The sequence below is a fragment of the Micromonospora sp. NPDC005553 genome (assembly GCF_042871765.1).
Lineage (GTDB): Bacteria > Actinomycetota > Actinomycetes > Mycobacteriales > Micromonosporaceae > Micromonospora.
This window is the reverse complement of the sequence record NZ_JBIAJD010000013.1, coordinates 16261-38042: the sequence shown is the minus strand read 5'-3', so window position 1 is coordinate 38042 and position 21782 is coordinate 16261. Positions and strand designations below refer to the sequence as shown.

Annotated in this window: 22 protein-coding genes and 1 pseudogene; 12 read left to right on the top strand and 11 right to left on the bottom strand. The window is 69.8% G+C overall.

Annotated features, from left to right (window positions below):
• Window positions 1–13 precede the first annotated feature (13 nt).
• A complete protein-coding gene (gene hflX, locus ACFYPG_RS32200; protein WP_387354979.1) occupies window positions 14–1468 on the top strand; it encodes a GTPase HflX in 1455 nt (484 codons plus the stop codon).
• A gap of 50 nt (window positions 1469–1518) precedes the next feature.
• Window positions 1519–3300: a hypothetical protein gene (locus tag ACFYPG_RS32195; protein WP_387354977.1), complete on the top strand. Its 1782-nt coding sequence runs from the start codon at window positions 1519–1521 to the stop codon at window positions 3298–3300.
• Between the two features lie 73 nt (window positions 3301–3373).
• Here the strand turns inward: ACFYPG_RS32195 and lexA are convergent, their stop codons facing one another.
• On the bottom strand, window positions 3374–4159 hold the full coding sequence (lexA, locus tag ACFYPG_RS32190; protein ID WP_387354975.1) for a transcriptional repressor LexA: 786 nt from the start codon (window positions 4157–4159) through the stop codon (window positions 3374–3376).
• 538 nt (window positions 4160–4697) lie between these two features.
• Here lexA and nrdR point away from each other — a divergent pair.
• Window positions 4698–5198: a transcriptional regulator NrdR gene (gene nrdR, locus ACFYPG_RS32185; RefSeq protein ID WP_124854399.1), complete on the top strand. Its 501-nt coding sequence runs from the start codon at window positions 4698–4700 to the stop codon at window positions 5196–5198.
• Window positions 5199–5233: 35 nt separating this feature from the next.
• Window positions 5234–8140: a vitamin B12-dependent ribonucleotide reductase gene (locus ACFYPG_RS32180; RefSeq protein WP_387354972.1), complete on the top strand. Its 2907-nt coding sequence runs from the start codon at window positions 5234–5236 to the stop codon at window positions 8138–8140.
• Between the two features lie 224 nt (window positions 8141–8364).
• Here the strand turns inward: ACFYPG_RS32180 and ACFYPG_RS32175 are convergent, their stop codons facing one another.
• The 3 genes and pseudogenes from ACFYPG_RS32175 to ACFYPG_RS32165 form a co-directional block, all read right to left on the bottom strand.
• Window positions 8365–9729, bottom strand: coding sequence for a hypothetical protein (locus tag ACFYPG_RS32175; RefSeq protein WP_387354970.1), 1365 nt, complete (start codon window positions 9727–9729; stop codon window positions 8365–8367).
• Window positions 9730–9845: 116 nt separating this feature from the next.
• Window positions 9846–10193: pseudogene (locus ACFYPG_RS32170) on the bottom strand (DUF5753 domain-containing protein); the annotation flags it as partial.
• Window positions 10194–10241: 48 nt separating this feature from the next.
• A complete protein-coding gene (locus ACFYPG_RS32165) occupies window positions 10242–10451 on the bottom strand; it encodes a DNA-binding protein (RefSeq protein ID WP_355160481.1) in 210 nt (69 codons plus the stop codon).
• Between the two features lie 309 nt (window positions 10452–10760).
• Between ACFYPG_RS32165 and ACFYPG_RS32160 the strand changes: the two genes are divergently transcribed.
• Window positions 10761–10940 carry a hypothetical protein gene (locus ACFYPG_RS32160; protein WP_387354969.1) on the top strand — a complete coding sequence of 60 codons (180 nt, stop codon included), beginning with the start codon at window positions 10761–10763 and terminating at the stop codon, window positions 10938–10940.
• Between the two features lie 211 nt (window positions 10941–11151).
• Window positions 11152–11334, top strand: coding sequence for a hypothetical protein (locus ACFYPG_RS32155; protein ID WP_387354967.1), 183 nt, complete (start codon window positions 11152–11154; stop codon window positions 11332–11334).
• Window positions 11335–11395: 61 nt separating this feature from the next.
• Here the strand turns inward: ACFYPG_RS32155 and ACFYPG_RS32150 are convergent, their stop codons facing one another.
• Together ACFYPG_RS32150 and ACFYPG_RS32145 are read right to left on the bottom strand one after the other, a co-directional pair.
• Window positions 11396–12295 (bottom strand): bifunctional 5,10-methylenetetrahydrofolate dehydrogenase/5,10-methenyltetrahydrofolate cyclohydrolase, encoded by a 900-nt coding sequence (locus ACFYPG_RS32150; RefSeq protein ID WP_355009903.1) that lies wholly within the window; start codon window positions 12293–12295, stop codon window positions 11396–11398.
• A gap of 163 nt (window positions 12296–12458) precedes the next feature.
• Complete coding sequence (locus ACFYPG_RS32145) at window positions 12459–12770, bottom strand: NIPSNAP family protein (protein WP_355009902.1); 312 nt, start codon at window positions 12768–12770, stop codon at window positions 12459–12461.
• Window positions 12771–12856: 86 nt separating this feature from the next.
• On the opposite strand from ACFYPG_RS32145, the gene ACFYPG_RS32140 reads away from it, so the two are divergent.
• Together ACFYPG_RS32140 and ACFYPG_RS32135 are read left to right on the top strand one after the other, a co-directional pair.
• Entirely contained in the window at window positions 12857–13426 is a 570-nt protein-coding gene (locus tag ACFYPG_RS32140; protein WP_355009901.1) for a sigma-70 family RNA polymerase sigma factor, read from the top strand.
• A gap of 10 nt (window positions 13427–13436) precedes the next feature.
• On the top strand, window positions 13437–14408 hold the full coding sequence (locus ACFYPG_RS32135) for a CU044_5270 family protein (protein WP_387354964.1): 972 nt from the start codon (window positions 13437–13439) through the stop codon (window positions 14406–14408).
• A 23-nt stretch (window positions 14409–14431) separates the two neighbouring features.
• Here ACFYPG_RS32135 and ACFYPG_RS32130 read toward each other — a convergent pair whose 3' ends face one another.
• On the bottom strand, window positions 14432–15544 hold the full coding sequence (locus tag ACFYPG_RS32130) for an FAD-dependent monooxygenase (protein WP_387354962.1): 1113 nt from the start codon (window positions 15542–15544) through the stop codon (window positions 14432–14434).
• Window positions 15545–15688: 144 nt separating this feature from the next.
• Here ACFYPG_RS32130 and ACFYPG_RS32125 point away from each other — a divergent pair, with 144 nt between their 5' ends.
• Window positions 15689–16624 (top strand): DUF2332 domain-containing protein, encoded by a 936-nt coding sequence (locus ACFYPG_RS32125; RefSeq protein ID WP_387354961.1) that lies wholly within the window; start codon window positions 15689–15691, stop codon window positions 16622–16624.
• 45 nt (window positions 16625–16669) lie between these two features.
• Here the strand turns inward: ACFYPG_RS32125 and ACFYPG_RS32120 are convergent, their stop codons facing one another.
• The 3 genes from ACFYPG_RS32120 to ACFYPG_RS32110 are packed head-to-tail and all read right to left on the bottom strand — an operon-like array spanning window position 16670 to window position 19069.
• The gene (locus ACFYPG_RS32120; protein ID WP_387354959.1) at window positions 16670–17611 is read right to left on the bottom strand and encodes a MerR family transcriptional regulator; all 942 of its coding nucleotides are present in this window, start codon (window positions 17609–17611) and stop codon (window positions 16670–16672) included.
• Between the two features lie 33 nt (window positions 17612–17644).
• Window positions 17645–18499: an alpha/beta fold hydrolase gene (locus tag ACFYPG_RS32115; RefSeq protein ID WP_387354957.1), complete on the bottom strand. Its 855-nt coding sequence runs from the start codon at window positions 18497–18499 to the stop codon at window positions 17645–17647.
• Between the two features lie 6 nt (window positions 18500–18505).
• The gene (locus tag ACFYPG_RS32110) at window positions 18506–19069 is read right to left on the bottom strand and encodes a dihydrofolate reductase family protein (RefSeq protein WP_387354955.1); all 564 of its coding nucleotides are present in this window, start codon (window positions 19067–19069) and stop codon (window positions 18506–18508) included.
• Between the two features lie 139 nt (window positions 19070–19208).
• Here ACFYPG_RS32110 and ACFYPG_RS32105 point away from each other — a divergent pair, with 139 nt between their 5' ends.
• Both ACFYPG_RS32105 and ACFYPG_RS32100 read left to right on the top strand, forming a co-directional pair.
• The gene (locus tag ACFYPG_RS32105) at window positions 19209–19463 is read left to right on the top strand and encodes a DUF5522 domain-containing protein (protein WP_387354953.1); all 255 of its coding nucleotides are present in this window, start codon (window positions 19209–19211) and stop codon (window positions 19461–19463) included.
• A 98-nt stretch (window positions 19464–19561) separates the two neighbouring features.
• Entirely contained in the window at window positions 19562–20110 is a 549-nt protein-coding gene (locus ACFYPG_RS32100) for a hypothetical protein (RefSeq protein WP_387354951.1), read from the top strand.
• Between the two features lie 19 nt (window positions 20111–20129).
• Here the strand turns inward: ACFYPG_RS32100 and ACFYPG_RS32095 are convergent, their stop codons facing one another.
• Complete coding sequence (locus tag ACFYPG_RS32095) at window positions 20130–20819, bottom strand: metal-dependent transcriptional regulator (protein ID WP_355009892.1); 690 nt, start codon at window positions 20817–20819, stop codon at window positions 20130–20132.
• 100 nt (window positions 20820–20919) lie between these two features.
• On the opposite strand from ACFYPG_RS32095, the gene ACFYPG_RS32090 reads away from it, so the two are divergent.
• Window positions 20920–21780 carry a sulfurtransferase gene (locus ACFYPG_RS32090; RefSeq protein ID WP_387354949.1) on the top strand — a complete coding sequence of 287 codons (861 nt, stop codon included), beginning with the start codon at window positions 20920–20922 and terminating at the stop codon, window positions 21778–21780.
• Window positions 21781–21782: the final 2 nt, after the last annotated feature.

Below are 21782 nucleotides of genomic sequence, written 5' to 3'. Positions count from 1 at the left end.
ACAGGAGAACCGCTTGCGAGACCAGGAGAGCTTTGTCCCCGTCGAGGACGAGCTCGACGACGTCACCACCGGCGAGATGGAGCTGTCGGAGCGGCAGTCCCTCCGACGCGTCCCGGGCCTGTCAACCGAGCTCACCGACGTCACCGAGGTGGAATACCGCCAGCTGCGGCTGGAGCGGGTCGTCCTGGTGGGCGTCTGGACCGAAGGCACTGTCACCGACGCGGAAAACTCGCTGACCGAGCTCGCCGCGCTGGCCGAAACCGCCGGTTCGCAGGTGCTCGAAGGGCTCATCCAACGTCGTACCCGACCTGACCCGGCCACGTACATCGGCCGTGGCAAGGTCGACGATCTTGGCGCGGTGGTGCTCGCCACCGGCGCCGACACGGTCATCTGTGACGGTGAGCTGTCCCCGTCGCAGCTGCGCAACCTGGAGCAGCGCACCAAGGTCAAGGTCGTCGACCGCACCGCGCTGATCCTCGACATCTTCGCCCAGCACGCCAAGAGCAAGGAAGGTAAGGCGCAGGTCGAGCTGGCCCAGCTCGAATACCTGCTGCCTCGACTGCGCGGTTGGGGTGAGACGCTCTCCCGGCAGACCGGTGGTTCCGGCCGGGGTGGCGGCGCCGGCGGCGGTGTGGGTGTCCGTGGTCCCGGTGAGACCAAGCTGGAGACCGACCGGCGGCGCATCCGGCACCGCATCTCCCGGCTGCGGCGCGAGATCAAGAGCATGAAGACGGTACGCGTGACCAAGCGTTCCCGCCGTTCCCGTAACTCCGTTCCCGCGGTGGCCATCGCCGGCTACACCAACGCCGGCAAGTCCAGCCTCCTCAATCGCCTGACCGGCGCGGGCGTGCTGGTGGAGAACGCGCTGTTCGCCACGCTGGACCCGACGACCCGCAAGGCCACCACCTCGGACGGGCGGCTCTACACCCTCTCCGACACCGTCGGCTTCGTTCGACACCTTCCGCACCAGATCGTCGAGGCGTTCCGCTCGACGCTGGAGGAGGTCGCGCAGGCGGATCTGGTGGTGCACGTCGTGGACGGCGCCCACCCGGATCCGGAGGAGCAGGTCCGGGCGGTCCACACGGTGCTTGCCGAGGTCAGCGCGGACCGGCTCCCCGAGCTGTTGGTGGTCAACAAGACCGACGCCGCTGACGAGGACACTCTGCTGCGGCTCAAGCGGCTCTGGCCGGACGCGATCTTCGTGTCCGCGCACTCCGGGCGGGGCATGGACGAGCTGCGCGCGGCGATCGAGGAGCGGCTGCCCAGTCCGGCCGTCGAGGTCCGCGCCGTGCTGCCGTACGACCGGGGCGACCTGGTCGCTCGGGCGCACCGTACGGGTGAGGTGCTCAGCACGTCGCACCTGCCGGAGGGCACTCTGCTGCACGTCCGGGTCGGCGCGGAGCTGGCGGCGGAGCTGACGGCCTTCGACGTGGAGCGGCAGGGGCAGGCGGCCGGCAGCCGGTCCTGACCGGCCACGGCGTCATCCCCCGGAAACGCGCGGCATGCGACACTGGCCGAATGCGCCGCGTTGTTTCCTCGGTCACGGTTGCCCTCGGCCTGCTCGGGGCAACCGTGGCGCTCGCCGGAGCCGCCGCGGCGGCTCCCGCCCCTGGGGCGTCCGGGCCGCCCGCCGCGAACCCTGGCCAGAAGCGATGCACGATCACCGACGAACGCCTACGGGAGCTGTCCGGGCTGGTCGCCACCAAGAGTGGCTACATCGTCATCAACGACGGCACCGACGTCGCGGAGCGCAAGCGGGTCTTCTTCCTCGACAGCAAGTGCAAGATCTCGAAGGAGCCGGTCCGCTACTCGGGGCAGGGTCCGTTCGACACCGAGGATCTCGCCCTGTCCAAGGACGGCCGCACCCTCTGGATCGCCGACACCGGTGACAACCCCGACTCGAAGGAGCGCCGCAGCCGCGTCGCGCTCTGGTCGATGCCGGTCACCGGCGCCAGGCAGCCGACGCTGCACCGGCTCTCCTACCCCGAGGCCAAACCGCACGACGCTGAGGCGTTGCTCATCGGCGACGACGGAAAACCGCTGATCATCACCAAGGTGACCAGCGGCAAGGCCGAGATCTACACGCCGTCGGCGGCCCTCAAGAGCGGCGACACCGATCCGGTGCCGATGCGTAAGGCCGGCGAGCTCACGCTGCCGAAGACCCAGACGGAGAACACCCTCAACACGTTCGGCCGGATCGCCATCACCGGCGCGTCCCGGGCACCGGACGGCTCCCGGGTGGTTCTGCGCACGTACGCGGACGCCTTCGAGTTCGACGTGACCGGTGGCGACATCGTGGGTGCGCTCACCACCGGCAAGCCGCGGGTGACGCCGCTGGCCGACCCGTTCGGCGAGGCCATCAGCTACACCCCGGACGGAAAGTCGTTCCTCACCGTCTCCGACGCGGGCCGGTTCACCGAGGACGAGCCGATCGACATCCTCGGCTACACCCCGTCCACGTCGACGGCCGCGCCACTGGCCGCCGAGGACGGTGCCAAACCGGCCGCCTCGAAGTCCTGGACCGACGGGCTGAGCCTCGACGACATCACGTACCTGGTGGGGGCGGTCGGGCTGATCGGCCTGCTGTTGGTCGCCGCAGGAATCTTCGGCATCGTTCGCGCCCGCCGTCGGCCGCCGACAGCTGACGCGTCCGACCCGTCGGAGCCGGACGATGAGCCGTTCGGCCCGCGTGCCGGCCGTGCCGTTGACGGGTTCCCTGCCGACGATGACCGCAGGGGTGGTGTGTACGGGGGCGGCGCGCCGGCCGGCGGCGCCGTCTACGGCGGTGGTCCGGGTCGCGGCGGCCCGGCCCCGGCGGGTGGCGCGGGTCGTGGTGGCCCGGCCCCGGCGGGTGGCGCGGGTCGTGGTGGCCCGGCCCCGGCGGGTGGCGCGGGTCGTGGTGGCCCGGCCCCGGCGGGCGGTGGGGTGTACGGCGGTGGCGGCCGGCCGGCCTCGGCTGACGGCGGCTACGGTGCGCCGCGACCGGACGGCGGCGGTGCTGGCGTTTACGGCGGCGGTGGTCGTCCCCCCGCTGGCGGCGGTGGTCGTCCCCCGGCTGGTGGTGGTCGTCCCCCGGCTGGTGGTGGTCGTCCGCAGGGCGGCGGTGGCCGTCCTGGCGGTGGCGTGTACGGCGGCGGTGACGGCGGTCAGCCCGGTCGCGCGGAGCCGCCCCGGCGCGGTGGGCCGGAGCCCGACCACCGGGGCCAGCGGCCCAGCCGGCGACGTGACGAGGACGCGCCCGTCGACCCGTACGGGCAGTATCCCGGGGGCGGTCGCGGCCCACGGGGCGACCGTTACTGATCGGACGCTGTAGCGCTCACCCGGTCTGACGAGCGGTGTGGGTGAGCGCTGGTGGCACCCACCCGCCGATCGGTCAGATCCGGCGTAGCACCGCCACGACCCGGCCCATGATGGTGGCGTCGTCGCCGGGGATCGGGTCGAAGGCCGGGTTCTGCGGCATCAGCCAGACGTGCCCGTCGCGCCGCCGGTAGGTCTTCACTGTCGCCTCGCCGTCGAGCATGGCGGCCACGATCTCGCCGGAGTCGGCGGTCGGCTGCTGCCGGACGACCACCCAGTCGCCGTCGCAGATCGCCGCGTCGAGCATCGAGTCGCCCTTGACCTGGAGCATGAAGACCTCGCCCTCACCCACCAGCTCGCGGGGGAGCGGGAAGATGTCCTCCACGGCCTGCTCGGCGAGGATCGGCCCACCGGCGGCGATCCGACCGAGCATCGGCACGTACGCCGGGGTGGGCCGCTGTGCCCTCGACAGCTCGTCGTCGATCACCTCGCTGGGGGCGCGTACGTCCACCGCGCGCGGCCGGTTCGGGTCGCGGCGCAGGAAGCCCTTCTTCTCCAGCTCCTTGAGCTGGTAGGCGACGCTGGACGGCGACACCAGGCCGACCGCCTCGCCGATCTCGCGGACGCTCGGCGGGTAGCCGTGGCGCTCCACCCAGGTGCGGATGAATTCCAGGATGCGCCGTTGGCGGGCGGTCAGGTCGACCGTCGCCGGGTCGGGGAAGGCGCTGACCACCGGGGTGACCGGACGCACGGCGGGCTGACCCGTCCGGCTGCGCGCGGCGCTGCGGCGTCGGGTGGCCGGGGGGCCCGCCTCGGTGATCTGCTGCGGGCTCTTCGGCCGGCTGGCCCGTTCCTCGGTCACGTCCGTCCTCCCTGGTCGGCGCTGGGTGCCTCGTCGGCTCGTGGTGCGTGCGGTGGTGCCACGTTGTTCATGACCGTATAGGTGAGATCAGTCATTTTCAAACATCTGTACGACCTCTCACCGGCGTGTCGGGGTGAAAAAGCGCTCCGCTCGTACGGATGTTCTGATAAATGGTACGTCAGGTAGCACTGGTGTTCGATCCTGCATCATTTCCCGGCTGGGTCCGGCCGGCTGGCCGGTAACCCGGGCGGCATCGTGACGTTGGGTCTTCGGGCGTTGTGCGGTGCGTTGATGACCGGATGGTCCGTGACGCGCCGGACACGCCGACCAACTTGACCCGGCTTCCGCAGCGACATACCGTCGACCCCTAGATGTAGTAGTGACACGGGCGTAAGTTGCCTACAGGTTGGGTCTGACTACCGACCGCACTCCCGTAAGGTTCATCACGGCGGGCGCTGTGAGCGCATCACACCGCCGTGGTGAGTCGTGCCCGGGCGTGCCCGGTACGACGCGGTTGATCACGATTAGGAGGTAGGCGATGCGGTGTCCGTACTGCCGGCACGCTGACTCCCGGGTGGTCGACTCGCGGGAGGCCGACGACGGCCAGCTCATCCGACGGCGGCGATCCTGCCCGGAGTGCGGCAAGCGGTTCACCACCGTCGAGGAGGCGGTCCTCGCTGTCGTCAAGCGCAGCGGGGTGACCGAGCCGTTCAGTCGCACGAAGATCATCGGCGGGGTGCGTAAGGCGTGCCAGGGCCGGCCCGTGGACGACGACTCCCTCGCGCTGCTCGCGCAGCGGGTGGAGGAGTCGGTCCGGGCCAAGGGGGCCGCCGAGATCCCCAGCCACGACGTGGGCCTGGCGATCCTGGGTCCGCTACGCGACCTGGACGAGATCGCCTACCTGCGGTTCGCCAGCGTCTATCGCTCGTTCGACTCGCTCGCCGACTTCGAGCGCGAGATCGAGACGTTGCGGGCCGCGGCGCGAGCCCGGGAGCAGGGCCGGGCCGATGCGGTGGAAACCGCCGGCCGTACCAGCTGAGTCTTCACGGTTTTTCACAGAGATTGGGACGCGCGGTGGGGCACCGCGCAGACGAGGGGGGCGACGGCGTGACAACTAGCCGTTCACGAAACAAGGCAGGCGCGGGGCTGAAGATCGAGCGGGTGTGGACGACCGAGGGGGTCCACCCGTACGACGAGCTCTCCTGGGAGCGCCGTGACGTCGTGATGACCAACTGGCGGGACGGCTCGATCAACTTCGAGCAGCGTGGGGTGGAGTTCCCGGAGTCGTGGAGCGTCAACGCCGCGAACATCGTCACCACCAAGTACTTCCGGGGAGCGGTGGGGACCCCGGAGCGCGAGTGGTCGCTCCGGCAGCTGATCGACCGGGTGGTCACCACGTACCGCACCGCTGGTGAGGAGTACGGCTACTTCGCGAGCCCGGCCGACGCCGAGATCTTCGCGCACGAGCTGACCTGGATGCTGCTGAACCAGGTGTTCAGCTTCAACTCGCCGGTCTGGTTCAACGTCGGCACGCCGTCGCCGCAGCAGGTCAGCGCCTGCTTCATCCTGGCCGTCGACGACTCGATGGACTCGATCCTCGACTGGTACAAGGAGGAGGGGCTGATCTTCAAGGGCGGCTCCGGCTCCGGGGTCAACCTGTCGCGCATCCGTTCGTCCCGTGAGCTGCTCTCCTCCGGCGGCAACGCCTCCGGCCCGGTCAGCTTCATGCGCGGCGCGGACGCCTCCGCCGGCACCATCAAGTCCGGCGGCGCGACCCGCCGGGCGGCCAAGATGGTCATCATCGACGTGGACCACCCGGACATCCAGGAGTTCGTGGTCACGAAGGCGCGCGAGGAGGACAAGATCCGCGCGCTGCGTGACGCCGGGTTCGACATGGACCTCGGTGGCTCCGACATCGTCAGCGTGCAGTACCAGAACGCCAACAACTCGGTCCGGGTCTCCGACGAGTTCATGTCGGCGGTCGAGAACGGCAAGGGCTTCGACCTGCGCGGCCGGCTGGACGGCTCGGTGATCGAGACCGTCGACGCCAAGAACCTGTTCCGCTCCATCTCCCAGGCAGCCTGGGAGTGCGCCGACCCCGGTCTGCAGTACGACGACACGATCAACGACTGGCACACCTGCCCGGAGACCGGGCGGATCACCGCGTCGAACCCGTGCTCGGAGTACCTGCACCTGGACAACTCCTCGTGCAACCTGGCGTCGCTCAACCTGATGAAGTTCCTCCGCGCCGACGGTGGCTTCGAGGTGGAGAAGTTCGTCAAGTCCGTCGAGTTCGTCATCACCGCGATGGACATCTCGATCTGCTTCGCGGACTTCCCGACCGAGAAGATCGGTGAGACGTCCCGCGCCTACCGGCAGCTCGGCATCGGCTACGCCAACCTGGGTGCCCTGCTGATGGCCACCGGCCTGCCGTACGACTCGGAGCAGGGCCGCTCGGTCGCCGCGTCGATCACGTCGCTGATGACCGGCACCGCCTACCGCCGTTCCGCCGAGCTGGCCGGTGTCGTCGGCCCGTACGACGGCTACGCCCGCAACGCTGAGCCGCACAAGCGGGTCATGCGCAAGCACGCCGCGGCCAACGACGAGATCAAGCCGACCAGCCCGGTGGCCACCGCGATCGTCCGCGAGGCGACCAAGCAGTGGACCCAGGGCAACAAGATCGGCGACAAGAATGGGTGGCGTAACGCGCAGGCCAGCGTGCTCGCCCCGACCGGCACCATCGGCTTCATGATGGACTGCGACACGACCGGCGTGGAGCCGGACCTGGCGCTCGTCAAGTTCAAGAAGCTGGTCGGCGGCGGCTCGATGCAGATCGTCAACCAGACGGTGCCGCGCGCCCTGCGCAGCCTCGGCTACCCCGAGGAGCAGGTCGAGGCGATCGTCGAGCACATCGCCGACCACGGCCACGTGGTGGACGCCCCCGGCCTCAAGCCGGAGCACTACCCGGTCTTCGACTGCGCCATGGGGGAGCGGACGATCGCCCCGATGGGTCACGTGCGGATGATGGCGGCCATCCAGCCGTTCGTCTCCGGCGCGATCTCCAAGACGGTCAACATGCCGGAGGCGGCCACCGTCGAGGACGTCGAGAAGATCTACTTCGAGGGCTGGAAGCTCGGCCTCAAGGCGCTGGCGATCTACCGGGACAACTGCAAGGTCGGCCAGCCGCTGTCGGTGGCCAAGTCCAACAAGACCACCGAGCCGGCCGCCGTCGAGACCGCAACCGCCGCGCCGGCCGCGGTCGAGAAGGTCATCGAGTACCGGCCGGTGCGTAAGCGCCTGCCGAAGAAGCGCCCGTCCGAGACGGTCAGCTTCTCCGTCGGTGGCGCCGAGGGCTACCTGACCGCGTCGTCCTACCCGGACGACGGCCTCGGTGAGGTCTTCCTCAAGATGTCCAAGCAGGGCTCGACCCTGGCCGGGGTGATGGACGCCTTCTCGGTGGCCATCAGCATCGGCCTCCAGTACGGCGTGCCGCTGGAGACGTTCGTCAGCAAGTTCACCAACATGCGCTTCGAGCCGGCCGGCATGACCGACGACCCGGACGTGCGGATGGCAGCCTCGGTGATGGACTACATCTTCCGTCGCCTGGCACTGGACTTCCTGCCCTACGAGCGTCGCGCCGAGCTGGGCATCTTCACCGCGTCGGAGCGGGCCGCGCAGCTGCGGGCCGAGGCCGACGCGGAGAGCGCCGCGGCGATGGGCGCGGAACTCACCGTGATGGCGTCCTCGGCACCGGTGGAGACCCCGGCGAAGCCGGAGGCGCTCGCCCAGCCGGCCCAGGAGATGGCCGACGTGGCCGCCGCCAAGCCGGCTCCGAGCGTGGGTTCCAGCACCGAACTGCTGGAGGCCGTGATCGGCAAGGCCGCCGACGCGCCGCTCTGCTTCACCTGCGGTACGAAGATGCGCCCCGCCGGTAGCTGCTACGTCTGCGAGGGCTGCGGCTCCACCAGCGGCTGCAGCTGACGTACGCGAATCGCGGCGCTGCCCCGGTCTCCGTGCTGGAGGTCGGGGCAGCGCCGTTTGGTTGATCGTAGGCCCGCGCAGGGGCTATGTGTCTGTTGGCGAAACCCAGTACGGCACCTCCGATGCGCGAGTCGATTCACGAGGCCTTTTCCAAAGCGGTTCACGCTTCGGAAATCTGAGGCGCGCAAACTCTCAATTCTTGGCCCGCCTCAATGGGGTGAGTGTTAGGCAACGACATGTTGCCAGAAGTATGGCGCAAAGACGCTCAACGGATTCTCCACCGCTGCTTGTTCGTCGAGTGTTTTGCGAATTTGGGTAGCGATCTGAGCTTTGAATGATTCAAGTTGAGGAACGAGCGAGTAGATGTCCGTTGTATCTATAACGACGGTTCGAACTTGTCCCACGTCGAATGGTAGTGGATCAGCGGCTCGACTAATTTGCACGATCGGCTTCCGTACCGCGTGCCTTAGTGCGAGTTCATAGAAAACGTTCGGGTTGTGGAACGACAGATCTGCTATCACCAGCTTGCTGCGAACGATGTATTCGATGATTTGGCGTGTAATCATACCGGCGTTGCCGATCTGGTCCGCGCGCACAAGCTGGAGTCCGAACTCGGACAATGCTGGTTCAATCAAGGAGCCCATGAAGAGGTCTGAATGCCTTCGATGCTCGGACTCCTCCGTGCCAATAGGGGTGATGTAGAAGCAGGTTTTTCCAAAATCCTCAGTGTTGCTACCGGGCTTCGCCTCGTTCCGAGGGTTCGGTAGGGCGGGGATTGTTTGTAGAAGTGATGCATTGTTGGTGCGAGGCAGAAAGTCGTCGAGCACCGTATCTATGCTAAGTACGCGCTCAGCTCCGCTTATTGAGCGCAGCACTCCCGTGAATTTCATGTTCACGGTGAATGTCTCAATGCATTTCGTTAGGTCGTCATCTGGTACGCCCAAGTCCCGCGCTTTGTCCATCAAGACTGCTTGTGCGGGAAGTCGGTTTCCGTTGTAAGTCTGGAAAAGTGTATTAAAAACTTCTATCTGCTCGATGGCCAACTTGAAGCGGGCGCGTGCCTTGGTTGACGGCGTGACATCATCTGCCACCGCCAGCAGGCCGTCTTCGGTCAGAGATAGGTGCTCGGCGCTGTAGCCCCCAGTGGTTAGGTGGTATTTTGCGCTGTTGGTCACTAACTGGCGAGTGGGACCGCTATCCGGGCTCTTTCCCAGGCTGTCGAACAACGTGAGCCTGCGAACCGGCTTGCCTGCCCCATATTCGTATATGGCTTTGGCGAGATCTAAGGCATCTTCGAAAGTTGCTGCTGGGAAGAGCGGTGTTCGACGAGTCTTCTTAGGTTCTGCGGAAGTCTTCTTGTTGGACGCTTTGCGGGCGGTTGTGGCCTTCTTTGTGGCTGCTTTTCGGGGCCGCGCGGCGGCGATCTTAGGAGACGGGCGGGTGCTGGAAGGTCCGTTGACCCGCTGCAGGTAGGGCCTCTGCTTGTCGGATTGATCATCAACAAAATGCGAAGACTGCTCGGATGCTGATGATCCACTTGCGGCGGAGTCGACATTTTCCAGCGTCGAACCGTTGGGTGAGGTGTCCACGCCTGCAGCCTAGGGGGACCACAGCCTTGTTTGCCGTAGGCGGGCCGCCACTGCTTCAATGATCAATCCGAGGCGTTGCAGTTCGTTGCGATGTCCTCGTCGTATACAGGGTGGTGCTACGTCTCGTAGGTCTTTGCGTTGAGCGGAGCCACCTGAAGGGTGTCCTTGGGCTGCTCGCTGACCTCTGCCAGGCGTAGGAGTTGATTGGGCATCGTCTTCGCGTCACCGATGCTTCCGCGTAGAGCCGACTCCCTGAGGATGAAGCTCAGATCGGGCCCGTCGTCCTACCGGAGAATCGACTGCCGTTCCCTGCGCACGGCAACCTGCCGGTCGACCTCATTGGTGGGCGGGCGTGGGTGGGCGGTCGCGTTCATGGCGCGGATGTAGGCCTCGACCTGAAGGACTCCGGGGATGACCTCTGGCTGGTGCCAGCAGATCTCTGACGCGTCACCTTCGAGGTCTAGGTACTGGCGGAACCATTCCGAAGCGGCGTTTCGATGTGTGCTGCCGAGTCAACGGTCGTCGTCGCCCTCGGTCGGACGTGGTGGGCGGTTGTGTTTGGCCCACTCGTCTACCTCGTCCGCGTCCCAGATGGTCGTCCCGATCAGGCGGGCCATCGGCTCGGGGAAGCCAGGGCGGCGGGTGATCTGCAGTACCCGCTGCCGCGACACGTTGAACAAGGCGGCCAACTCGCCAGGCCCGTACAAGCGCGGTCGCTTCACGGCCTGAAGGTAGGGGCAACTTTAGCTTGACTATCGTCACTTGCAGATTGACAAGACAGCACCGTGTGGTGTGTGGTGGAGTGGTCACGCCAGGCGACGGCGGGATAACTCGCCGGGAGGTCGGGTGCCAAAGCGCGTGCCGTACGACGACTACCTGCTGGCGGTGGCGCTGACCTTGGCTCGGCGGCATCGGCCGGTCTGGTCGTGGCGACGGTGGCGGTGGGTGTGCCGGTGTGGCGCTGATCTGCCGTGTCGGGCCCGGCACCGCATCCCGATCCGACGAGGCCACTGGCCAGGGGAGGAGCAGGAGTGACCGAGGATCAGGTCGGACAAATCTTGTCCGTGCACCTGCCCGGCGTCGACGGGCTCTGCGCCGGCTGTCGCTGGTGGTGGGCGCGGCTGTCCCCGTACCCCTGCTGTCAGGCGGTATGGGCGGTCCGCTGGCACGCCCGGTCGGCCATCCGGCGTTTCCTGGACGGTCTGCGGTGACCACCCACGGCCCGGTTCTTCCGGTGTGGACCTGCGGCGGCTGCGCCGCGCCCTGGCCCTGCCGAACCCGGCGCACGGAATTGCATGCCGAGTTCGAGGGCGCACCCGTGTCGTTGGCCCTCTACATGGGGTCCTACCTGGTCTGGGCGGCCGAGGACCTGACCTGGGTGCCTGCCGGGCTGCTACACCGACGTTTCCTGGGCTGGGTCCGGTGAGTCTGATCCGGCGGGGCGACGAGCGGTTCCACTACAGCGACAACTCGCACAAGTGGATCCCGCCGAACCCGGACTACGACCAGGAGGTCTGGGACGAGATGGTCCGGCAGCACCAACTCCAGCACCTGGAGGAGATCTCCAACCGCAGGAAGCCGCCTCGATCAAGTGATGAGAAATAGGTCGAAAGATGGCCTCGGGACCTACTTTTCATCACTTGATCATGGAATCGAGCGAAGCGGGCTACTGGTTTGCTCGTTCGGCGGCGCGTACGGCGTTGCGGAACAGCATCGCGACGGTGGTCGGGCCGACCCCACCGACCCGGGGGGTGATGGCACCGGCCACCTCGGCGCACGCTTCGTCCACGTCCGGCAGGAGGCGCCGCCCGTCGTAGCGGACGCCGGCGCCGATGACGACCGCGCCGGGCTTGACATGCTCAGGCTTCACGATCCCGGGTACGCCGGCGGCGGCCACGAGGATGTCGGCGCGGCGGGTGTAGCGGTCCCAGTCGGGCACGCCGGTGTGGACGACGGTGACGGCGGCGTTGGCGGTCGGGCGCTTCTGGGCGAGCAGCATGGCCAGGGGGCGGCCCAGGGTGGCGCCGCGACCGAGGATGACGACCTCACGGCCGGCGACGGGAATCTCGTAGTACGCCAGGAGGGCTTCGATGCCGGCGGGGGTGCACGGCAGCGGGCCGGGCAGGCCGACGGCGAGACGCCCCATGTTCAGTGGGTGCATGCCGTCGACGTCCTTGTCCGGGTCGATGGTCTGCAACGCCGCGTCGTAGTCCAGATGCCCCGGCACGGGGTACTGCACGAGCAGCCCGTGCACGTCCGGATCGGTGTTGAATCGGGCAATGGCCTGGTGCAGCTCGGCCTGGGTGGCGGTGGCCGGCAGATGCACGTGCGGGGAGGCGAACCCGAGCGCGGCAGCCTGACGCTGCTTGATGGCGATGTAACCGGCGCTGGCGTCGTCGTCGCCGACGAGGATGGTGGCGAGGCTCGGTGTGATCCCGCGGCTGCGCAGCCGGGTCGCCGCGGCGGCGGTCTCGGCCAGGACGGCTTCGGCGACTGGTGCACCCGGCAGGAGCCGGGCCGCGCCCGATGAGGTGTGGTGCTCGGCGGATGGGCTGGTCGTGGTCATGACGGTTCCTCGACGCAGGCGCCCAGGCGGTCGACGCCCGCGAGAGGCTCCCCGATGGTTGTGACCATCCCCGTGCCGCCAGTCGCCGGTGCCTCGATCATGCCCCATCACCAGGGCAACTGCCCAGTTGGACCAGCACCGCCGCCGTCAGCGGCGGGTGGGCTCAGTCGGTCGGCAGCAGCGGGCGCATGAACGTCCGCTCGTACCGCACGACACAACCCGAGTTGTCCCGGATGCTGTCGGCCGCGAGGAACTCCGGGTCGTTGCCGAACCGCGCGCGGTAACGCTCGTAGGCCGCCAGGCTCTCGAAGCTGAACAGCGCCTCGGCCTTGTCGCTGGCGCCCTCGGCGGGCAGGAAGTAGCCGTGGTGCACGCCACCGTGCGTGGCCACCAGCCGCATCCATGCCCGGGCGAAGTCCTCGAACGCTTCGATCTGCGCGGGATCGATGGTGTAGTGCACGACACAGGTGATCACGCCGTCACCCTACGGCCGGATGTTCGGTAACACTCGTGCTCCGCCTGACGAAGAAGGGGTGTGAAGGCTACGAGGGAGGACGGCCTGTGAATGAGCCGAGCCGAGCCGACGATGACATCTCCGGCATCGGAGCCGATCCGCTGGCTTTCGAGGTCTTCTACCGCCGGCACCTGGAGGCGGTGGGCCGTTTCGTGGCGCGGCGGGTCGACGACCCGCATCTCGCCGCCGACCTCACCGCCGACGTGTTCCTGGCGGTGATCGAGTCGGCGGCCGGCTACCGGCCGGAGCGGGGCAGCCAGATCGGCTGGCTGTACGGGGTGGCCCGCAACGTCATCGGCGACGAGCGGCGTCGGGCGGCCCAACGGCTGCGGGTGACCGGCCGACTGGCCGGACGACGGGACCTCGGCCCCGATGACATCGCGCGCATCGAGGAGCGGATCGACGCCGAGTCGGCGGCCCGCCGCACCCACAGGGCGCTGAGCGAGCTGCCCGAGGGCACCCGGACGCTTGTCGAACTCGTCGCCGTGGACGGCCTCAGCGTCGCGGAGGCGGCGACAGTGCTCGGGATGTCACCGGTGGCCGCCCGGGTCCGCCTGCATCGTGCCCGCCGCATCGTCCGCGCCGTGCTCGCCCGCCCGGTCACCACCCTCGCCTGATGAGACGGAGATGACGATGAACGAGACCGAACGGTCGCCGCAGGGGTTCGAGGAGCAGCTTCTCAGGGATCTGACCGCACACGTCGCCCAACGGGCCGAGGAGGCGTCGGCGGTCCGTCCGGCCGGACGCCGTGCCCAGTTCCTGCGCGGTTGGCGTCTCGTCGGAGCGCTCGGACTGGCGGTGACGCTGACGGCCGGTGCGTTGGCGGTCCAGACCATGAGGCTTGGCGATCAGCCGCCGCCGACTGCCAGCGCCTCGGAGATCTTCCACCTGGCGGCCGACGCGGCCCGGCAACAGCCGGAGCTCACCGCCCGACCCGACCAGTACGTCTTCACCGAAACCCTGGCGACGATCCGGGACCTGCCGGACAGCGGGCCCTACCAGACCATCCGGAACCAGCTGTGGCAGTCGGCTGGCGGAGTCGCGTACACGAAGGGACGCTACCGACCGGAGGCTGATCCGAACGGGTGGGGCGAGCTGAGGGAGCTCCGCATCGACGATGCCGCCGATCCCACGAAGGAGCTTGACGCGTTCCAGCCGCCGGCGTACCACGGCGACCTGCCCACCGACCCGGACGAGCTGCTTCGCTACCTTCGGGAACACCCGGTCGACCTGCATCTCCCCGAAGGGGCCGACGAGGAGGCCGTCTACGGTGACGAGAGCATGGCGTACACCACGGCGCGGTCGATGCTCAACGGCTACGTGCCGCCCCGCGCGCTCGCGGCGCTGTACGAAGTGCTGGCCCGGGAGCCCGGCGCGACAGTCATCTCCGCCGACGTGGTGGACGCCGCAGGCCGGCACGGGGTGGCGATCCGGATGCCCGGCGTGATCGCTGGCAACGTGGACCTGCTCTTCGACCGCGACACCCACGTCTTCCTCGGGCGCCGCCACTCGGTGATACGCAACGGCAAGGAGTCACTGGAGTCGGCTGCCGCGCTCCTGCGGGTCGCCATCGTCGACCGGCCGGGCCAGGTGCCGTGAGCCAGCCGGTCACGGCCGGCCGGTCAGGGCTGGGCGAACAGGGGGCCGTAGTTCGAGCGGAACATCTGCTCGCCGAGGCGGCGCATCACCAGGTCGCGCAGCGCGGGCGGGAGCCCGGTGGCCTTGTCGCGGCGATGGGTCTGGCTGAGCACCCAGTCGGTACGCGGGCGGCGCCGCGCCTCGTACCCGCGCAGGGCCTCGGCAACGGACCCGGCGGTCGCCAACGACGAGGCGAGCACGACCGCGTCCTCCAGGGCCATCGCCGCGCCCTGGGCCATGTTCGGTGAGGTGGCGTGGGCGGCGTCGCCGATCAGCAGCACCGGCCCCCGGGACCAGGCGTCGAGCACGACCTCCTGGTTCGGCCCGGCGTGCAGGGTGCTGTCGTCGTAGTCGAGGGCCTTGAGCATGGTGGCCACCGGCTCGGTGAACGTCTCCGCCAGCTCGTCGCGCCAGCCGGGCCGGTCGGCCACCGGGCCGTCGTTGTAGTAGCAGTACGTCCGCTCGGCGCTGATCGGAATGGTCAGGAACTGCCTGCCGCGCCCCAACTGCACCGACCAGACCGGCTCGTCGTCGATGCGGGGGGCGACCCACCGGTACGCGTACTGGCCGAGGTCGCGGGCGGCCTGACCGTCGAAGGCGAGCCGGCGGACCGTCGAGTTCACCCCGTCCGCGCCGAGCACCAGGTCGTACCGTTCGGTGGCACCGTCGTCGAACTCGACGGCGGCCTGGTCGCCCTCCGCGAGGAGCGCGACCGGTTGGCGGCCCCAGCGGATCGGGGTGTCGCCGACGCCGGCGAGCAGCGCCCGGTGCAGTTGTGCTCGGGGCAGCGACACGCACGGCCCGACGCCCCGCCACAGCGCGGCCACGTCGATGTCGAATAGGCGACGCCCGCGCTGGTTGGCGCTGCGCTGCCGGGTGATCTCCACGGACACGTCGGCGACCGGCTTCCGCAGACCGAGTACGTCGAGCATCCGGGTGGCGTTGCCGGTCAGGTAGATCCCGGTGCCGGAGTCGGTCGGCCCGGATGCCCGCTCGACCACGTCGACAGTGGCACCCCACTCGCGCAGCGCGGCAACCGCCGCCAGCCCGGCGACACCTCCGCCGACGATCAGCACCCGGACGCCGTCACCCCGCACGACACATTCCTCCCCGTTGCCCCTGCGCGACCCCGCTGAGCTGCTGCTCAACCGTCCAACCGCGGCAGCACTCTACGAGGCGGGTGAGCCGGCGCACGGGAACGGGGGCTGAAATACCGAGGAATGGGCTGCGACGATGAGGCCATGACGACCGCTGAGACGTACGCCGAGTTCGGCAGCCGCGAGGCGCGCGGTGTGTCGCCCACGTATGAGCGCCTGTCGCAGGCGGTCGCCCGCGACGATGACCTGCTCACCCTGCTCGACGGGCTGCCGCCGGCCAAGCGGCAGCCGAATCTGCTGTTCGGCGTCGTCCGTTGGCTCGGTGGTCCGGTCGACGACCCGGCCGCGTTCCACGACTACGTGGTGACGCACTGGCCGGCCATCGAGACGCAGATGCTCACCCGGGCGACCCAGACGAACGAGGCGGGCCGATGCGCGGTCCTGCTGCCGGTGCTCGCCGCGCTGCCGCAGCCCCTCGCCCTGCTGGAGGTCGGTGCGTCGGCCGGGCTCTGCCTCTACCCCGACCGGTACGCGTACCGCTACGGCGACCATCAGGTGGGCTCCGGTGAGCCGCTTCTCGACTGCACGGCCGACAGGTTGGTGCCGCCGGCAGGCGTACCCCAGGTGGTGTGGCGGGCCGGGCTCGACCTCAACCCGCTCGATGTGACCGACAGCGACGACGTGTCCTGGTTGGACGCGCTGATCTGGCCGGAACAGGCCCATCGGCGGGCCCGGCTGCGCGCCGCGGCGGCGGTGGCCGCGGCCGACCCGCCGTTGTTGGTCCGCGGTGACCTGGTGGACGATCTGCCGGCGCTGGCCGCGCAGGCACCGACCGATGCGACGCTGGTGGTCTTCCACACGTCCGTGCTCTATCAGGTGCCGTCCCCGCGCCGGGACGCGTTCGTCCGGTTGGTCGGCGAGCTGCCGGGGCACTGGGTGGCGAACGAGGCGCCCACGGTGCTCCGGTACGACGGGCTGCCCGCCCCGCCGAGCGACGCGCTGCACAACGTCCTCGCGCTCGACGGAAAGCCGCTGGCCTGGACCAGGGGCCACGGTCAGGCGCTCACCTGGTTCGGCTGACGCCGCCCAGCCGACCCCGCTCCCTAGCCTCCAGGCACGGTCAGCTCAGCGGGCCGGCTCGGGCATCCGGTGGCGTAGGGCCCGGATGAACCAGGCCACCGCAGGCGCCGTCGCATCGCCTGTCGACCAGCCGTTGAGCACCGCCAACAGGTCGAGGTAGCGGTCCCGGCGGGGGTCGTTGGCCGGCACCAGCCGGTCGAGCAACCGCCGACGCAGGTCGGCCTCGTCGGAGCGACCGTGCAGGCTCGCGTACCGGTTGCTGACGGCCGCGACCACCGGGCCGGCGTCCGGGCTGGTTGGGTCGAGGCCGGCCGCGAGGGCGGGTGCCACCGCGTCCCGGACCAGCGCGACGGCGTCCGGGCGGGGCAGCCCCGGGATGTCGTGGTCGGCGGCGTGCTGCCGCGCGAGCCGCCGCATCCGGGCCCGGAACTCCCGGTCCCGGCACAACTCGGCCAGCTCCAGCCACGCCTCGACCTGCTCAGTGCTCGGGTCGTCGGGAAGCTCCGGTGTCATTGAGACGATCACACCCGGGTACGCGGTCTGGTCGCCGAGACCGGCGAAGACGCCGTCCAGGAAGTCGGTGACCAACTGCCCGCGTTCGCGGGTGGTGAGCTGGGCCAGCCGGTGCAGCTCGTCCACCTCGGCCGGGCTCGACCCGCGCCTCGCCGCGACGGTGAGCACCGCCTGGCGCAGCCGCAGCACCCGGATCTGCACGGCCAACGCCTCGGCGTGCGCGGCGGCCACCTCGTGCAGGGGCACCTCGTCGTTCACCACCCGCCGGATGGTGGCCAGGTCCAGGCCCAGGTCACGCAACGTCCGGACCAGCTCCAACCGGGCCACGGCCGCCGGGCCGTACCGCCGGTAGCCGGCCGGGCTCCGATCGGTCGGCGGCACGATCCCGCTGTCGGCGTAGTACCGGATGGTCTTGACGCTCAGGCCGGTCCGTCGGGCCAGCTCGCCGATCGTGTGACGCGTCTCCCCGCTCATGCCCCCACCCTCGCGTCTCCCCCCGGTGGAGACTCAAGCACCATCCGAGCCGGCGAGGAATGCCCCGACCGTCGCGGTGAACGCCTCGGCGTCGTCGAGCCACGGGTAGTGCCCGGCGCCCGGCTGGACGACCAGCGTGGCGCGCGGACTCAGCTCGGCGAACCGGGCCACCAGTCCCGGCGGCGCGGCCAGGTCGACCGCACCGGCGAGCAGCAGCACCAGGCCTCGATGTGTGGCGAGCGCCGTACGACAGGCCGGCGGGTCGAAGGCGCCTTCAGAGCTGAAGATCCGCGCCGCCTCTTCGTTGCGCTGACCATCCTCGGCCGCCTGATGCGCCCGTGCCGTCTCGTCCCACCGGCCGTAGAGGAACGGCGCGATTGCCTGCCGGGCGTCCGGGTCGGCCTGACCTGAGAGGACCGACTCCAACGCCGCTGCCGCTGCTGGAAACCACGGCTCGTCGGCCCGGGGCTGGATGACCTCCTGGCGCTGGGCAGCGGTCACCTCCAGCCCGACCGCTCGGATGCTCGGGTTGATGAGCGCGAGTCGGCCCACCCGATCGGGGTGCCGGGTCAGGTATCGCAGAGCCAGGTTGGCGCCGGCGGAGTGCCCGAGCAGATCCAGCCGGTCGAGGCCCAGGTGTCCGCGTAGCGCCTCCACATCGTCGACCATGCGGTCGCAGCGGTAGGTCGAGACGTCCGCTGGGGCCTCCGAGCGGCCGGTGCCCCGTGGATCGAGGATGACAAGCGTCCGGTGTGCGCCCAGACCGCCGAGGTCACCGAGGTACGCGGAGTCGCGCATCGGCCCGCCCGGCAGGCAGACGAGCGGGTCTCCAACCCCGATCGTCCGGTACGCGAGGGTGGTCCCGTCGATCCCGGCGAAGGTGCTCATCATCGGTCAGCGGACCCGCTGGTGGCGGAGCAGGACCACGCCGTTGCCGAAGACGCGGCTCTCCACCAGCCGCAGACCTGTCGGAGTCTCGGCGTCGGGGAAGAGTCGGCGGCCCCGACCGACAAGCACCGGGTGGACGTAGATCCGGTACTCGTCGATCAGGTCGTGTCGGGCGAACGTCGCGGCCAGGTCAGCCCCACCGAGCGCCAGGTCGCCGCCCGGTTCGGCGGTGAGTTTGCGGACCTGCTCGACGTCGACCTCGCGCACGACTGTGGAGTTCCAGTCGGCGTGGTCGAGGGTGCGCGAATAGACGATCTTCGGCATGTCCCGCCAGATCCGGGCGAACTCGCGCTCCGGGCCGCTGGCGGTCGGGTCCTGATCGGCGGTCGGCCAGTAGGCGGCCATCAGCTCGTAGCTGACCCGGCCGTTGAGGAACCCGCCCATCGGGGCGATCACGTCGTTGAAGTGCTGGTGCAACTCCTCGTCGACCTGGTGCCAACTGATGTCGCCACCCGGGCCTTCGAAGAACCCGTCCAACGACAGCCTCATCTGCACAACGATCTTCCGCATCGCGTCTCCTCCGTAGGCGTCGACGGGTGTCGAACCCGATCGTCGTCGGACCGTACGACGAAACGCGACCACGCCGGGGGCATGTCGCCGGATTCCAGGCAGCGGGAGGCCGACACCGCACCGTCCCTAGACTGCTGCGGTGAGCGAAGAGCGGAAACCCCTGGCCGGCCGGCCGCTCACCGAGCCGCACCCCTCCCGGCTGTCGCCGGAGCACCCCGACCGGGCCCCGATCCTCGCCGCGCACACCGCCGCATTGGCCGCCGGTGAGGCTGGTTACCTCGACCCGGCGAGCGGGCTGTTCGTGCTCAGCGCCGGCTTCCTGGCCCGTCGTGGCACGTGCTGCGGGCGCGGCTGCCGGCACTGTCCGTACGTGGACGATCCACCGTCGGAATAGGCGTGAGCGGGGGCTTTCGCCCGACACCGACACCCCGTACGGTGTCCGACGGACACCTGGCGGGCGCCTTCCGCCGTCGGTCGGCGAGAGGGTGGAACGTGCGCGGGCGGATCATGGTCGCCGGGCTGGCCGGGCTGCTGGTGAGCGGGTGCGCCGACGAGGCGGAACCGGTGGCGGTGCCGCCACCGGCGCCGATCGCTGTGGACGTGGCGGCGGCCTCCTCGGGCGGCGCCTGCCGTCTGCTGGACTTCGGGGTGATCGAGCAGGTGGTGAAGGTCCGCTTCGACGTGGCGGCGGCCAGCGCGCAGGGCGACACCCACACCTGTGTGGTCCGGGCCGCGGGTGCCACCCTGCCGGAGCTGGCGCTCAGCGTGACCGAGACCACGATCGACAAGACCACCTTCGGCGCGGACGTGGTGCCGGACAAGGCGGCGAAGGTCACCGGGCTGGGTCAGCAGGCGTACAAGCGGACCACCGCGGCGGCGAGCGGGCACGGGCCGGTCGCCGAAGTCGGCTGGCTGGCCGGCGACGGAAGGCTGGCCACGGTGAGTTGGACCACTGCCCGTGGCAGTGAGCGCTCGGCGGCGGAGAAGCTGACCGGTGACCTGACCACGTTGGCGAAAAAGGTGGACACCCGGGCGTTGTGACGCCCGGATGCCCGGTTGATCAGTTGGCGGCGACGAAAACCCGGGAGGCGACCTCGCGGGGCAGCCGCACCCGGTCACCGGAGCGGTCGATCGACACCCCGTCGCGCTCCTGGGCCACTGTCACAGTGGCGCCCGGGTCGACACCGGCGGCGTGCAGCTGACGCAGCACGTCGCCGTCGGTCTGCACGCTCTCGCAGATCCGGCGGACGACCACCGGCCCGGAGAGGCCGGGGAAGGCCAGGTTGCGCTCACCCTCGGCGGCCTCGGTCGCTTCCGCCTCGGGGGAGCCCAGCTCCTCCAGACCCGGGATCGGGTTGCCGTACGGGGAGCGGGTCGGCCGGTTGAGCAGGTCGTAGACCCGCTTCTCCACCGCGTCGCTCATCACGTGCTCCCAGCGGCAGGCCTCCTCGTGGGCCTCCTCGTAGGGCATCCCGATGACGTTGACCAGCAGCAGCTCGGCGAGGCGGTGCTTGCGCATCACGGAAACGGCGGAGCCGCGACCCAGCGCGGTGAGCGTGAGGTGTCGGTCACCCTCGACGGTGAGCAGGCCGTCGCGCTCCATCCGGGCGACGGTCTGGCTCACTGTGGGGCCGCTCTGTCGTAGCCGCTCGGCGATCCTGGCACGCAGCGGTGGCACCCCCTCCTCTTCGAGTTCGAGGATGGTGCGCAGGTACATTTCGGTCGTGTCGACCAGGTCGTGAGACTTCATAACGTCAGCGGCCCTCCGGTGCACGATGGTACCTCGGGTAAACGGCCGACGACCGTCGCCGAACCGCATGCCGTCCAGCCGAATGGTGTTGGATGTCGCCATGTCCGGTACCCAGGAGCCGTTGGTCGAGGTCGACCGGCTCGCCGCCGAGCTCGACCAGGTCGACCCGCCCACCCTGCTCGACGTCCGCTGGCGGCTCATCGGCGCGCCCGGGCACGACGACTACCTCGCCGGCCACCTGCCGGGGGCTGCCTTCGTCGACCTGGACACCGCGCTCTGTGGGGTGCCGGGCGTCGGCGGCCGGCACCCGTTGCCCGACCCGGCAGCGTTGCAGGCGGCGCTGCGGGCCGCCGGCGTCCGCGCCGGTCACCCCGTGGTGGTGTACGACGGCGGCGACGGCATGGCCGCCTCGCGGGCCTGGTGGACGCTGCGCTGGGCCGGCCACCGGCCGGTGCGCCTGCTGCACGGTGGCTACCCGGCCTGGGTCGCCGCCGGCCGACCCGTCTCCACCGATGCGCCCGCCCCACCCCCCGGTGACATCGTGGTGCGCCCCGGGGATCTCCCGGTGCTCGACGCCGGGCAGGCCGCCGCGTTGGCCGCCGCGGACGGTGCTGTGCTGCTCGACGTACGGGCGGCGCCCCGCTACCGGGGCGAGGTCGAGCCGATCGACCCGGTGGCCGGGCACGTGCCGGGAGCGGCGAACCTGCCCGCCGGGGAGTACGTCGGGCCGGACGGACGTTTCCTGGCCGCCGACGTGCTGAGTGAGCGGTTCGCCGCCGCCGGGGTGACCGAGGGGCGGGCAGTCGGGGCGTACTGCGGCTCGGGGGTGACCGCCGCCCAGGCGGTGCTGGCGCTGCACCTGGCCGGCCGGACGGACGCCGCGCTCTACGTTGGATCGTGGAGCAACTGGGTGGCGGACCCGGCCCGACCGGTCGCCTCGGGGTCGACACCCGGCCGCTGACC